The sequence below is a fragment of the Vibrio sp. SBT000027 genome, assembly GCF_963894355.1.
Classification (GTDB): Bacteria; Pseudomonadota; Gammaproteobacteria; order Enterobacterales; family Vibrionaceae; genus Vibrio; species Vibrio splendidus.
This window is the reverse complement of sequence record NZ_CAWQGD010000004.1, coordinates 2,588,129-2,601,306: the sequence shown is the minus strand read 5'-3', so window position 1 is coordinate 2,601,306 and position 13,178 is coordinate 2,588,129. Positions and strand designations below refer to the sequence as shown.

The 13,178-nt window shown below is 45.5% G+C and carries 12 protein-coding genes; all 12 read left to right on the top strand.

Features of this window, described 5'->3' with window-relative positions; translation table 11 throughout:
* Positions 1-2: 2 nt before the first annotated feature.
* The 12 genes from AACU28_RS21535 (at position 3) to AACU28_RS21480 (ending at position 13,069) form a co-directional block, all read left to right on the top strand.
* Positions 3-617 (top strand): YfgM family protein, encoded by a 615-nt coding sequence (locus AACU28_RS21535; RefSeq protein ID WP_004735106.1) that lies wholly within the window; start codon positions 3-5, stop codon positions 615-617.
* 10 nt (positions 618-627) lie between these two features.
* Positions 628-1,788 (top strand): outer membrane protein assembly factor BamB, encoded by a 1,161-nt coding sequence (gene bamB / locus AACU28_RS21530; protein WP_004735107.1) that lies wholly within the window; start codon positions 628-630, stop codon positions 1,786-1,788.
* A gap of 158 nt (positions 1,789-1,946) precedes the next feature.
* Positions 1,947-3,428 carry a ribosome biogenesis GTPase Der gene (gene der / locus AACU28_RS21525; protein ID WP_004735108.1) on the top strand — a complete coding sequence of 494 codons (1,482 nt, stop codon included), beginning with the start codon at positions 1,947-1,949 and terminating at the stop codon, positions 3,426-3,428.
* 133 nt (positions 3,429-3,561) lie between these two features.
* Positions 3,562-4,482 carry a metal-dependent hydrolase gene (locus tag AACU28_RS21520; RefSeq protein WP_102497436.1) on the top strand — a complete coding sequence of 307 codons (921 nt, stop codon included), beginning with the start codon at positions 3,562-3,564 and terminating at the stop codon, positions 4,480-4,482.
* A 289-nt stretch (positions 4,483-4,771) separates the two neighbouring features.
* On the top strand, positions 4,772-5,773 hold the full coding sequence (locus tag AACU28_RS21515) for a GGDEF domain-containing protein (RefSeq protein ID WP_017087870.1): 1,002 nt from the start codon (positions 4,772-4,774) through the stop codon (positions 5,771-5,773).
* A 36-nt stretch (positions 5,774-5,809) separates the two neighbouring features.
* A complete protein-coding gene (locus AACU28_RS21510; RefSeq protein ID WP_017056199.1) occupies positions 5,810-6,037 on the top strand; it encodes a zinc ribbon domain-containing protein in 228 nt (75 codons plus the stop codon).
* A gap of 294 nt (positions 6,038-6,331) precedes the next feature.
* Entirely contained in the window at positions 6,332-7,618 is a 1,287-nt protein-coding gene (gene urtA, locus AACU28_RS21505) for an urea ABC transporter substrate-binding protein (protein ID WP_004735113.1), read from the top strand.
* A 159-nt stretch (positions 7,619-7,777) separates the two neighbouring features.
* A complete protein-coding gene (urtB, locus tag AACU28_RS21500) occupies positions 7,778-9,406 on the top strand; it encodes an urea ABC transporter permease subunit UrtB (RefSeq protein ID WP_017087871.1) in 1,629 nt (542 codons plus the stop codon).
* A 10-nt stretch (positions 9,407-9,416) separates the two neighbouring features.
* Positions 9,417-10,589, top strand: a complete 1,173-nt coding sequence (urtC, locus tag AACU28_RS21495) for an urea ABC transporter permease subunit UrtC (RefSeq protein WP_121603576.1) — start codon at positions 9,417-9,419, stop codon at positions 10,587-10,589.
* Positions 10,586-11,428, top strand: coding sequence for an urea ABC transporter ATP-binding protein UrtD (gene urtD / locus AACU28_RS21490; RefSeq protein ID WP_017092438.1), 843 nt, complete (start codon positions 10,586-10,588; stop codon positions 11,426-11,428). Before urtC ends, urtD begins: the two co-directional genes overlap by 4 nt.
* 1 nt (position 11,429) lies before the next feature.
* On the top strand, positions 11,430-12,125 hold the full coding sequence (urtE, locus tag AACU28_RS21485; protein ID WP_121603575.1) for an urea ABC transporter ATP-binding subunit UrtE: 696 nt from the start codon (positions 11,430-11,432) through the stop codon (positions 12,123-12,125).
* Entirely contained in the window at positions 12,122-13,069 is a 948-nt protein-coding gene (locus AACU28_RS21480) for an urease accessory protein UreD (protein ID WP_017092436.1), read from the top strand. The genes urtE and AACU28_RS21480 overlap by 4 nt, the downstream gene beginning before the upstream one ends.
* Positions 13,070-13,178 lie beyond the last annotated feature (109 nt).

Here is a 13,178-nt window from a genome sequence, read left to right as displayed (position 1 = left end):
AAGTGGAACTTTACGATAGCGAAGAGCAACAAGTTGAAGCCATTAAAGATTGGTGGAAAGAGAACGGTAAAGCCGTAATCTTTGGTGCAGTTATTGGTTTAGGCGGTCTATTTGGCTGGCGCTATTACCAAGATTCAGTCGTTGAAGCGCGTGAAGTGGCTTCAGAAGGCTACACCTCTGTAATTTCAGCTCTTGATGCTAAGGGCGTTGATGCTCAATCTGATATTCAAGCTTTTATCGACGCTAACAAAGACGCTGAATACTCTGTACTTGCTGCTATGCAATTAGCAAAAGCGCAAGTTCAAGCGGGTGACCTTGCTGCTGCACTTGAACAGCTTGAGTGGGCAAAATCGGCAACTAAGGATGCGGCACTTACGCCACTACTGACTTACCGTGCTGCACGTATCAAAGCTGAGCAAGGTGAATTTGACGCAGCATTGACTGATCTTGAAGCGATGACTGACGAATCTTGGACTGGCCGTGTTGCTGAACTGCGTGGTGATATCTCACTTCGTAAAGGCGATACAGATGCGGCTTACAGTGCTTACTCTGAAGCACAACAAGCAGCTGATGCGAGCCAAACGCTTCAAATCAAACTTGACGACCTAGCTAAATAAGGCGCTTTGAATGAAGAAGATGTTTCCAAAAGCGGCGTTGTGTGCGATTGCTCTTGGCCTATTGGCTGGCTGTGCGGGTGAAGAAGACACCGTAATCATGGCGCCAGTACCAACAGTAAATAGCGAGTTCACTCCTAGTCAGGAATGGTCTACGTCGGTTGGTGATGGTGTTGGTCACTACTTTTCAAAACTAACGCCAGAATTGGCTTACGACAAAGTGTTTGTTGCGAGCCGTGAAGGTATGGTTAAAGCGCTTGACCCTGAAACCGGTAAAGAGCTGTGGAAAGTCGATCTTGAGAAAGAAGTACTGGCTCGTTTATCGGGTGGCTTAACGGCGGCTTACGGCAAAATATTTGTTGGTTCTGAAAATGGCGAAGTGATCGCGATGGATGAATCAACCGGTGAAGAGTTGTGGCGTGTATCAGTGAATGGTGAGGTGCTTGCATCCCCAGCAACTGAAAGCAACATGGTTATTGTTCATACCAGTCGCGGTATGTTGATCGCGTTAGATCAAGAAAGCGGCGAACAAAAATGGACGATTAGCACTGAAGTTCCAAGCCTAACACTTCGTGGCGATAGCTCGCCTGTTGCGGTTTCTGGCGGTGTATTCTGGGGAACGGCAAATGGTCGTTTAGCAGCCGCTATTGTTGACCGTGGTCAGCTTATTTGGCAACAGCCTGTAGGCACACCAAAAGGTGCAACGGAAATCGATCGCTTGGTTGATGTCGATGCATCACCGATTGTTCTTGGCGGAACCCTGTATACCGTAGGTATCAATGGTCAACTAATCGCTATCGATCTCCGTTCTGGTAAGCCAATTTGGAAGCGTAACTACTCGTCAGCGATTGACTTAGCGAGTGATGGTAGCCGTTTGTTCGTTGTTACCGACAAAGACCATGTGGTTGCGGTTGATGCGCGTAGTGGTACTGAACTTTGGAGCACTCCATTGTTAGAAAACCGCTTACTGACAGCACCTGCTATTATTAATGGTTATGTAGTTGTGGGTGATACAGAAGGTTATCTGCACTGGTTAGATCGTTCATCGGGTGAGTTTGTTGCTCAACAGCTCGTCGATGATAGCGGCTTTGCGGTTGCGCCAATTGAAATGCCTGAAGGCTACTTAGTGACGACTCGCAATGGCGATGTAAAGAAACTAACGATTAGCCAATAAAAGCGTGATACAATTCACAGTCGGCTCCTGGTTGGTAACAGCTAGGAGCCGTTTTGTTGTTATGAATTAATAAACCGTGTGGTTATAGGTAAGAGTTTAAACTTGCGATCAAGTGCTTACCTATAACTACATTTAGAGAAGAAATTGTAGAGGTTGTTATGGTACCTGTTGTTGCTCTAGTAGGGCGTCCGAATGTAGGTAAATCTACGTTATTTAACCGATTGACTCGAACTCGTGATGCATTGGTTGCGGATTTCCCTGGCTTAACGCGTGACCGTAAATACGGTCATGCTCATTTTAGCGAGCATGACTTTATTGTTATTGACACTGGTGGTATCGACGGTACCGAAGAAGGTGTTGAAACTAAAATGGCTGAACAGTCGCTAGCGGCGATTGATGAAGCTGATGTCGTTCTATTTATGGTAGATGGCCGTGCGGGTCTAACACCTTCAGACGTGGCTATTGCTAAGCACCTTCGTCAACTAGAAAAGCCTTCAATGCTAGTAGTAAACAAGGTTGATGGTATCGACCCTGATGCTGCAAGTGCTGATTTCTGGCAACTAGGCGTAGAAGACATGTACCAAATCGCTGCAGCGCACGGTCGTGGCGTAACAGCGTTGATTGATCTTGCTCTTAACCCGTTCGCAGAAGCGTTAAAAGCAGAGAATGGCGAAGTAAGCGATTTAACTGAGTTTGAAGACGAAGAAGAAGAGCAAGTTGATTTTACTGAAGAAGAAGCTGAAGAAGAATTCAAGCGCCTTCAAGATCAACCAATTAAGCTAGCGATCATTGGCCGTCCTAACGTTGGTAAATCAACACTAACTAACCGTATTCTTGGTGAAGAACGTGTTGTTGTTTACGATATGCCAGGCACAACTCGTGACTCTATCTACATTCCAATGCAGCGTGATGAGCGTGAATACGTTCTGATTGATACTGCAGGTGTTCGTCGTCGTAAAAATATCAACGAAACAGTAGAGAAGTTCTCAGTGGTTAAAACACTGAAAGCGATTGAAGATGCTAACGTTGTATTGCTGCTTATTGATGCTCGAGACAACATCTCTGATCAAGATTTAAGCTTGTTAGGCTTTGCGTTGAATGCTGGTCGTTCAATTGTTATTGCAGTAAACAAGTGGGATGGTCTAGACAGCGATGTTAAAGATCGCGTTAAGAAAGAACTAGACCGTCGTTTAGGTTTCGTTGATTTCGCACGTATTCACTTTATCTCTGCACTTCACGGTACAGGTGTTGGTCACTTGTTTGAATCTGTTCAAGAAGCTTACAAGTCAGCAACGACTCGTGTTGGTACTTCTGTGCTAACTCGTATCATGAAGATGGCGACTGATGATCACCAACCGCCTATGGTTCGTGGCCGTCGTGTTAAATTGAAATACGCGCACGCTGGTGGCTACAACCCACCGATTATCGTTATCCACGGTAACCAAGTACGTAACTTGCCAGATTCATACAAACGATTCTTGATGAACTACTACCGTCGTTCACTAGAGATTATGGGTACACCTATTCGCATTCAATTCCAGAACAGCGAGAACCCATTTGAAGCTAAGACAACCAAGCTGACAATTTCTCAAGAACGTAAACGTAAGCGTATGATGAGCATGGTTAAAGGTCGTAAGTAAACCTTTCCAATAGATTTGATACCCGAGCCTGTCTCGGGTATTTTTTTAAGCAAAATTCACGTTAAGCCATAACCTCATATCTCCATATCGTGATGGGTTAACGAATTAGACTCAATTTCAAAAGAAGAACGATATGACCACTAGCGATCCAATGACACCAGCGACATCCATGAAACCAATAATAGTTATCACACCAACTATTACTCAATTTTGTCATCAGGCTTGGCAGATCAATGCAAAGGCGTTGTACGTTGAAAACGATGACAGCAAAACCTACCTGATCACCGACATGACACCTTTCCACCCAGTAAGTCATATTTGGCCAGACCACCCTGCAGACCGAGGCTTTGTGAATGTTGGTGACGTGCAATATCCCGTTGAAGACTGTCTTGTTGGTGCAATAGAACAATCTACTGGCAAGCTTCATATCGCAGCAGATATCCCTGTTAAGCGTGATGCGGAAGGGTGGGCGTTTGTGGTTGTCCACCAGCTCCCCGCATCTGCTTCTATGATTAAGGTTAACGACGAAGTCATGTTGTCGGTTGATAAAGAGTATCAAGCTAGTTTGAGCCGTGGTCACAGCGCTGGCCACATAGCTTTCCTAGCCTTGAATAAAGTATTGGCTGAGAGTTATTGGCGTAAAGATGCAGACCGAAAAGATCCACTTGGCAGCTACGATTTCAATAGCTACGCGCAAGTGACTAGCTTTGTGACTCCAGAGTTGTGTACCGATAAGTATCGTTTGGGAAAAACCCTCAAGAAGCGCGGTTTGAACGTTGCAGACATGCTAACCAATCTTGATGGTATCGAAGCCGACATTAATCAAATGATTAAAGGTTGGCTTGCAGACTCAACGCCAGTAGCAATGAGACTGGAAGGTGAGGCATTAACAGACTCTCGCTATTGGGAATGGCAGTTGGATAGCGACACTTTAGTGTCTATTCCGTGTGGTGGTACTCACATCGAGAATACGTCAGAGCTTAAGTCTTTATCGGTTAAGTTAACTCAGTTAGATGACCAGCATATTGAAATGCTGACGCATGTAATGCGATGATTTAGACTACAGATCGAATTGGCTTGTGCTGTTTATTTTGTTTTTATATGTAACTTTTAATATAAATGACCATTTAAAATTGAAATGCAGCACATGTAACTTATGCTTTCGGTGTGTGGTGATATAAATATTCTTTTTTGGGTAGATCGCTGATCAAAATAGATAAAGCGAAAGATCAACCTATGATCTTCGATTGTGTGTACGGCTTATTTAGTGTGTTATTATTAACCAATAGTAAGCTTGCATAAGAACAAGCTGTACCCTATTACACAATTGAAAGCTTTAGTGAATGGAACAACAATTTTTATTAGAAGGCCACCGAGCCGTCAATAGTTTGCTGCGCAAGCTTGCTCTTGGGATGGATCGCAAAGATTTAAACCATAAGATCATTCAGCTTACCGAGCAGATTTTTGGGCAGCGTATGGCTTCAATTTTACTGCTCAACTCAGAGTCTAAAACTTTGCATCTTGAATATGCCCCAAACCTGCCTGATTTTTACAATCAGCAGATAGAAGGGGTTGGGATTGGTGCAGGGATTGGTTCTTGTGGCGAGGCGGCTGCACTCAAGAAAGCAGTGATGGTCTCCAACATAAATGCACACCCAAACTGGGCACCTTTTTTAGCCCTCACCAATCAAGCGAATCTGCATGCCTGTTGGTCGGTACCCATTATCTCGTCGCGCGGTCATGTACTGGGTACCTTTGCCATTTATAGCCAGTACATATCTGAGCCGCATGAATTTGAGCTCGAGATCTTAGAACTACTGGCTTCCCTGTATTCGGTAGCACTAGAAAAGTTCGAGTTGGAGAATCAGCTTAACTTTTTCGCCAATCGTGATTCTCTTACCCATTGCTTGAATCGTCGCGCATTGTTTAATGAAGCTGAGAAAGTGTTGGCTAAGCGATGCTTTTCAGAAAAGGTGATGGCGTGTTTGTTTGTTGATGTCGATAAGTTCAAATCGATAAATGATACCTATGGCCATAGTTTTGGTGATGATGTGCTGTTGGCGGTTGCCGAAGTTCTTGATGAGGCAACCACAGCATGTGCCAAGATAGGGCGTTATGGTGGCGATGAGTTTGTGGTGTTCTCTTGCTTTGATGATCAAGAAAGCGTTGTTAGTTTCTACCACAGCTTAGAGAAAGCACTGCAACAAGCGCTTTATATCAATGATGTGCAGTTCTCAGTGAGTGTTGGGTTGTCTTGTGAGAAAGATCCTCAAGGATTAGACCAGTTGATCGCACAAGCTGATAAGAACATGTACCAAATCAAGCAAGCGAAGTCTCAGCGGTAGTAGATTGTAAAAATAGTAGTGAATTAGGAAATGCTAATGAGTGAAAATATCTGCCCTAAGTGTCAGTCTGAGCTAGCTTGGGATGGCAAGTATCACTGTGAAAGTTGTCAGGCTCACTTTACTAAAGTTGGGTTTTGCCCTGAGTGCAGCAGCCAACTTGAGAAGCTTCAAGCCTGTGGTGCGGCGAGCTATTTTTGCAACGGTGATTGCAACGAGTTGAAATCAAAGTCGAGAGTAAAATTCGAATTCCAACCAGCGGAATAGCCTTAAACAGCATGGTTTGAACGACCATCGGTGATGTTATACCAGAGACCCAATACCAAAGTGTTGGGTCTTTTTTGTATCTGATGAACAGGAATGTGTCATCTTGGTTCATTCTCATCGTCACTGCACCAGTATGAAACATAGTGACATGATTGCTATGCACTTTATTGGTGTGGCTGGCTAATAAGTTTAATTAATACAAAAGCTTATAAATTTATTGATTGCTTTTTAAGTTTGGCACTCTTCTTGTAACTCTGTAATTGAATAACAAAAATACAATTATGGAGTAATATCATGAACAAGGTGTTCAATTTATCGCTAGCTGCACTGTGTACAACACTTTCATTTTCTTCTGCAACAGTGTTTGCTGCTGATGAGACCATCAAGGTCGGTGTTCTACACTCACTCTCTGGCACCATGGCGATCAGTGAGACAACGCTAAAAGATACCGTGCTAATGCTTATCGAAGAGCAGAACAAAAAGGGCGGTTTGCTTGGCAAAAAGCTAGAGCCTGTCGTGGTTGACCCTGCGTCAAACTGGCCGCTATTTGCAGAAAAAGCACGTGAGCTTATCGAAAAAGAGAAAGTGGATGTGGTGTTCGGTGGTTGGACATCAGTATCACGTAAATCCATGCTGCCTGTTTTTGAAGAACTCAACAGCATCCTTTTCTACCCAGTACAGTATGAAGGCGAAGAGTCTTCTAAAAACGTTTTCTACACCGGTGCCGCGCCAAACCAACAAGCGATACCTGCAGTGGATTACTTGATGGAAGAGCTTGAAGTTGAGCGCTGGGTACTTGCAGGTACCGATTACGTTTATCCACGTACCACCAATAAGATCCTTGAAGCCTACCTAAAAGATAAAGGTGTCGCAGAAGAAGACATCATGATCAACTACACGCCATTTGGTCACTCTGATTGGCAATCTATCGTTTCAGACATCAAGAAGTTCGGTGAAGCGGGCAAGAAAACCGCTGTGGTTTCTACTGTGAATGGCGATGCGAACGTACCTTTTTATAAAGAGCTTGGTGCTCAAGGCATTTCATCTGAAGACATCCCAGTTATTGCATTCTCTGTTGGTGAAGAAGAACTGTCAGGTATGGACACAGAACCGCTGGTAGGCCATCTAGCGGCGTGGAACTACTTCATGAGTGTTGATACCGAAGCCAATGAAGAGTTCGTTGAAACGTGGCAGTCGTTCATCAAGAGTGAAAAGCGTGTCACCAATGACCCAATGGAAGCACACTATGTTGGCTTCAATATGTGGGCTCAAGCGGTCACTAATGCGGGCACAACCGATCCTGAATCTGTGCAAGATGCCTTGATTGGCGTGTCTGTTCCTAACCTTTCTGGCGGCTACTCAACCATGTTGCCAAACCACCACATTACTAAACCAGTCCTGATCGGTGAAATCCAAGACGATGGTCAATTCGATATCGTTTGGGAAACCACAGGTCTAGTGGCGGGTGATGCTTGGTCGAGTTACTTACCTGAATCGGCAAAACTGTTCTCTAGCTGGTCGAAGCCATTCTCATGTGGTGCGTTTAATGTCGAAACGAAGAAGTGTTCTGGCGGTAACTAGAGCGTCAATTCAGGAATATTGAGCCTTCCTGTTTGGGAGAACGCCCCTGTTTAAGGGGCGAAGCGACCGGAAGGTTCATAGTTTCAGGTAACAACCACTATCCACACATCCTCCAAGTAAAAATAACAATATCTAACTTGGTTGGTTAAGGAAGCAGGGATGAAAAACGTATTAAACGTATTTAAGGCACTATTGCTCATGGCAGTCAGTGCTCAGTTGGCTTTTGCGGGAATAACGGATGAAGCTAGCTTTACCAAGGCGCTAGTTGGTAAGAAAACATCGGATAAAGAATTAGCTATCGATTGGGTGATTGAGACGCAAACGGAAGATGTGTCGAAACCTATTCTGGATGGTTGGTTAAACGGAAACCTTTACTATTTTGGTGATAAACAGAGCGAGCAGTACAAACAGCTCTACCTCATTCAAAGCATCAAAACAGCGACGTCAGCTCAGTCAGTATGGACTGATTCAACGCTGAATATCGAGAAAACGAGACAGTTTAAAAAGGTTCGTGTGAATAACAAACTTCGCGGGATCTTGCGCGGGGAAATTGCTTCTATCGGACTCAACAGCAGTAATCCTGATGTGCGTTATAAAGCGGTTTTGGATCTACTAGGGACCAAAGACGCTGACATCATTGAACGCATAGCTGAACTCAGAGCCAATGAATCAGATGGCAAAGTAGCCGAGCTAATGGATTTGTCGTTAGCGATTTTCACTTCTCTTAATAACAGTGCCACCACTGAAGATCGTGTGGCTTCAATTGAACGAGTTGGCGACTTCAAACACTCGGTCGTTTTGAAAACACTGAACCAACTACTGAACAGTGAGCAAGATCCAAGCATTACCGCTGCAGCAGAACGTGCGATGGATAGCTACCAACAAAGCCAAGCACTCTATTCGGGTGTCGAAACCGTATTCTTCGGTTTGAGTTTAGGTTCGGTATTGGTGCTGGCGGGCATTGGCTTGGCGATTACCTTTGGTGTAATGGGCGTTATCAACATGGCTCATGGCGAGTTGATCATGATTGGCGCTTATACCACCTATGTCATGCAATTGTTGATGCCCAATCATATTGGTTTGGCACTGATACTCTCTATCCCTGCTGCGTTTATTGTTTCTGGTTTGGTGGGCATTGTGATCGAGCGAAGTGTGATTCGTCATCTTTATGGTCGCCCATTGGAAACCTTACTCGCGACCTTTGGTATCAGCTTGATCTTGCAGCAAGCCGTTCGCTCGATTTTCTCTCCTTTGAACCGCTCAGTGAGCACACCTGAATGGATGTCTGGCGCACTTCAATTAAACCCAATGTTGTCCCTGACTTACAACCGACTTTATATCATCTTGTTCTGTGGTTTGGTGTTTATGGGCTTATTAATGGTTCTGAAAAAGACACCACTAGGCTTACAGGTTCGTGCGGTTTCTCAAAACCGTGGCATGGCTCGTGCGATGGGGATTCGTTCTGAGCGAGTTGATGCGATGACCTTCGGTTTAGGCTCTGGCGTTGCGGGTGTCGCGGGTGTTGCACTTTCTCAACTGACTAACGTGGGCCCTAATATGGGGCAGGCGTACATCATCGACTCATTTATGGTGGTGGTATTCGGCGGTGTTGGCAACCTATGGGGCACGCTAGTCGCAGGCTTAAGCCTTGGTCTTTTCAACAAGATTTTAGAACCATGGGCTGGTGCGGTTCTCGCCAAGATTCTGGTACTGGTTTTCATTATTCTATTTATTCAAAAACGCCCACGCGGACTCTTCCCGCAACGTGGTCGTGCGGCTGAAGGTTAAGGACAACATCATGCAGTCAAAATCATTTGTACTTTCGGCAATGCGTGGTGACAAAGGTGGCCAACTGACCATCCTTGTTATTCTTGCGGCCGTCATTCTTATCCCACTGGCTAACACCATGTTACCAAGTGGGCACCCGCTCCATGTCGAGACTTTCACTATCTCACTAATGGGTAAATACCTGAGCTACGCAATGTTGGCGTTGGCGCTCGATCTTGTGTGGGGCTATCTCGGAATATTGAGCCTCGGCCACGGTGCTTTCTTTGCGCTTGGTGGTTATGCGATGGGCATGTACTTAATGCGCCAGATTGGTGACCGTGGGGTTTATGGTGACCCAGTCTTACCAGATTTCATGGTGTTCCTTGATTGGTCTGCGTTGCCGTGGTTTTGGCAGGGCTTTGATCAGTTCTGGTTTGCTTGTCTGATGGTGGTGCTAGTGCCGGGCGCATTGGCTTACTTGTTCGGTTATTTAGCTTTTCGATCTCGCGTGTCCGGGGTTTATCTTTCTATCATGACTCAGGCATTAACTTATGCATTGATGTTGGCATTTTTCCGCAACGAGATGGGCTTTGGTGGTAACAACGGACTAACGGATTTCAAAGACATCATCGGCCTGAGCTTACAGAGTGATGCGGTCAAGATAGGTCTGTTTGTCGCGACTGGTATTGCGCTTATTCTCAGCTACATCGCGTGTCGCATGGTGGTGACCAGTCGATTAGGTCGTGTGGCATTAGCGATTCGTGATACAGAGTCACGTACTCGCTTTATGGGCTACGACGTCGATGGCATCAAGCTGTGGGTCTTCGTTCTTTCAGCGGTTATTGCTGGTATTGCTGGGGCTTTATATGTTCCTCAAGTTGGCATCATTAACCCGGGTGAATTTGCTCCGCTTAACTCGATTGAGATTGTGGTTTGGGTAGCCTTAGGCGGTCGTGCCACTCTGTTTGGCGCCATTGTTGGGGCATTGATCATCAACTACGCCAAGAGTTGGTTTACGGTTGAGTTCCCAGAGGTGTGGTTATTTGCTCTGGGTGGGCTATTCGTTCTCTCGACCATGTATTTCCCACAAGGTGTAATTGGCTTTGTTAGTGAAAAATGGCAGCTGCTACGCAAGGCATCAAATGGGAAAAACCAAGATGAAGATAAGGATGATCAGCACAAAGCAAAGGAGGTGATCGCATGACCACATTTAATAGCGTAAAGGAATCGGTTCAGGCGTTCACTCGTCGAGACCAAGTCTTTGATTACCTTAAACCTGATATTCACCCCGCTATCGATACTCGCCACAACGTGCTGTTGTATGTGGAAGGCGTCAACAAAAGCTTCGATGGTTTCCAAGCGATAAACGATCTGAACCTCTACATCAATGAAGGAGAGCTTCGCTGCATCATTGGCCCTAATGGCGCAGGTAAAACCACCATGATGGACATCATCACAGGTAAAACTAAGCCAGATACTGGCGAGGTGTGGTTGGGTTCGAACATCAACTTATTGAAGATGAGCGAAGCTGAAATTGCCAATGCAGGCGTTGGGCGTAAGTTCCAAAAACCGACCGTGATTGAGTGTTTAACTGTGTGGCAGAACCTTGAGTTAGCGATGGCCGGTGACCGTTCAGTGTGGGCGACGTTCACTGCTGTGATGTCTGGTGAGCAGAAAGACAAGCTGACCTCGGTACTTGAGCTGATTCATTTAAAAGACGAAGCGGCGAATTTGGCAGGTAACCTGTCTCACGGTCAGAAACAGTGGTTAGAGATAGGCATGTTATTGATGCAAAACCCTAGGCTATTGTTGGTGGATGAACCCGTTGCAGGGATGACTCACCAAGAGATGGATCGTACCTCTGAGTTACTCAATTCACTGGCAGGTAAGCACTCGGTTGTGGTAGTTGAACACGATATGGATTTCGTTCGTTCTATCGCAAGCCATGTCACTGTACTTCATCAAGGTCATGTGCTGGCTGAAGGCACCATGGACCAAGTGCAGGCTCACCCAGAAGTTAAACAAGTTTATCTCGGAGAATAGGATGTTAGAGGTTAAATCAGTTAATCAATATTACGGTGAGAGCCACACGCTGTGGGATTTGGACATGCAGATCCCGGAAGGCAAGTGCACAGTGTTAATGGGACGAAATGGTGTCGGTAAAACGACGTTGCTGCAATGCATCATGGGGTTGGTTAAGGTCGAAAGCGGTGACATTTCGTTATCGGGTGAGTCGCTTCTTAAAACCGATGCGGAAGATCGCGCTCGCCAAGGTATCGGTTATGTGCCGCAAGGCCGTCAGATCTTTCCGATGCTTACCGTTCAAGAAAACCTAGAAGTAGGTTTGCCGATTCGAGAAAAGGGCGACCGTAAGATCCCTGAGTTCATCTTCGATATATTCCCAGTGTTAAAAGAGATGCTGCATCGTCGCGGTGGTGACTTATCTGGTGGTCAACAGCAGCAACTGGCGATTGGGCGTGCGCTGGTGGTTAATCCAAAACTGTTGATCTTGGATGAACCAACAGAAGGTATTCAGCCCAATATCGTGCAAGAGATTGGCGACATCATTCGCATGCTCAACGAGAAGATGGGACTCACCGTCCTGCTTGTTGAGCAGAAGCTGCCATTTGCGAGAAAGGTCGGTGACCGATTTTGCATTATCGACCGTGGTCGTCAGGTAGCTGAAGGTGAAATTAAAGGGCTCGATGAGTCTTTGATTAAGGAGTACCTAACCGTATGAGCTCTCTATATTCTTCGAGTGAAGCAATAAACACTTCTTTAGCGGGAGTGTTGTCTCTGAATGAGACCATCGAGCAAGATATCCGAGACGGTTGGCAAGCGAGTTTAAATCTCACCTTTGTCGACCGCGGTGATAAAACCGTATTAAAGAATCGTCAGCAGTCTGGTCCGCTTGCGGTGCAACGCCCCTTGTATCCTGATGGGGAAACGTGTCACACCTACTTACTCCATCCCCCCGGCGGAGTGGTAGGTGGTGACACTCTCAATATTGAAGCGATCATCGAAAGCGGTGCGCATGCGTTGATCACCACACCCGGTGCGACCAAGTTTTACCGCTCAAACAACAAGTACGCCAAGCAGAAGCAGACCCTACGAGTGAAGAAAGATGCACGCTTAGAATGGATGCCGCAAGAGAACATCTTTTTCCCGAATGCACACGTTCGTTTAGACACTGAAATTCGCCTAGAAAAGGGTGCACAATTTTGGGGTTGGGAGATGCACTGTTTTGGACGCCCTGCACAGAATGAGGGATTCGAGCATGGTCACCTCGTTGGGAAAACAGAAATCTATCTTGATAATCAAAGGCTTCTGACTGAAGGTTTTAATTTTCACGGTGGCGATAAGTTAATGATAAATATGGGATTACTTGATTATTCAATGATGGGGACTTTTTATATCACCTCAAATGAGAAGCAAGATTTAGAGTTGGTACAGAGCTTGCTCTTATCTATTACACAGCAAGCTTCACAGCAATCAGTTACATCAAAAACGTCGAGTGAACCCACATTAATATTGGGTGCAACTCAGATAGAAGGATTGATTGTGGTGCGAGCCTTGGGTAATTGGAGTGAAGATATCCTCCAGGCCTTTGGTCAGATATGGCAAGCAACTCGCTCTCATTTATGTGGTACGACTCCTGATTTACCAAGGATTTGGGCGACTTAGCGATTAGCCCTTTTTGTACCTAGGGTGACTTCCGACCCTAGGTACATTTTTTCAAGCTTGCTGTGATTGAATCCCACTTACTGCTCATGTGTTTTTGAGCACTAAGAAA

What these genes read in the sequence shown, in the direction of transcription:
- urtB (WP_017087871.1), top strand. Translation starts at nt 7,778, where the DNA reads ATGAAAAACGTATTAAACGTATTTAAGGCACTATTGCTCATGGCAGTC.
- urtC (WP_121603576.1), top strand. Translation starts at nt 9,417, where the DNA reads ATGCAGTCAAAATCATTTGTACTTTCGGCAATGCGTGGTGACAAAGGT.
- der (WP_004735108.1), top strand. Translation starts at nt 1,947, where the DNA reads ATGGTACCTGTTGTTGCTCTAGTAGGGCGTCCGAATGTAGGTAAATCT.
- bamB (WP_004735107.1), top strand. Translation starts at nt 628, where the DNA reads ATGAAGAAGATGTTTCCAAAAGCGGCGTTGTGTGCGATTGCTCTTGGC.
- AACU28_RS21510 (WP_017056199.1), top strand. Translation starts at nt 5,810, where the DNA reads ATGAGTGAAAATATCTGCCCTAAGTGTCAGTCTGAGCTAGCTTGGGAT.
- urtE (WP_121603575.1), top strand. Translation starts at nt 11,430, where the DNA reads ATGTTAGAGGTTAAATCAGTTAATCAATATTACGGTGAGAGCCACACG.
- urtD (WP_017092438.1), top strand. Translation starts at nt 10,586, where the DNA reads ATGACCACATTTAATAGCGTAAAGGAATCGGTTCAGGCGTTCACTCGT.
- AACU28_RS21515 (WP_017087870.1), top strand. Translation starts at nt 4,772, where the DNA reads ATGGAACAACAATTTTTATTAGAAGGCCACCGAGCCGTCAATAGTTTG.
- AACU28_RS21520 (WP_102497436.1), top strand. Translation starts at nt 3,562, where the DNA reads ATGACCACTAGCGATCCAATGACACCAGCGACATCCATGAAACCAATA.
- urtA (WP_004735113.1), top strand. Translation starts at nt 6,332, where the DNA reads ATGAACAAGGTGTTCAATTTATCGCTAGCTGCACTGTGTACAACACTT.
- AACU28_RS21480 (WP_017092436.1), top strand. Translation starts at nt 12,122, where the DNA reads ATGAGCTCTCTATATTCTTCGAGTGAAGCAATAAACACTTCTTTAGCG.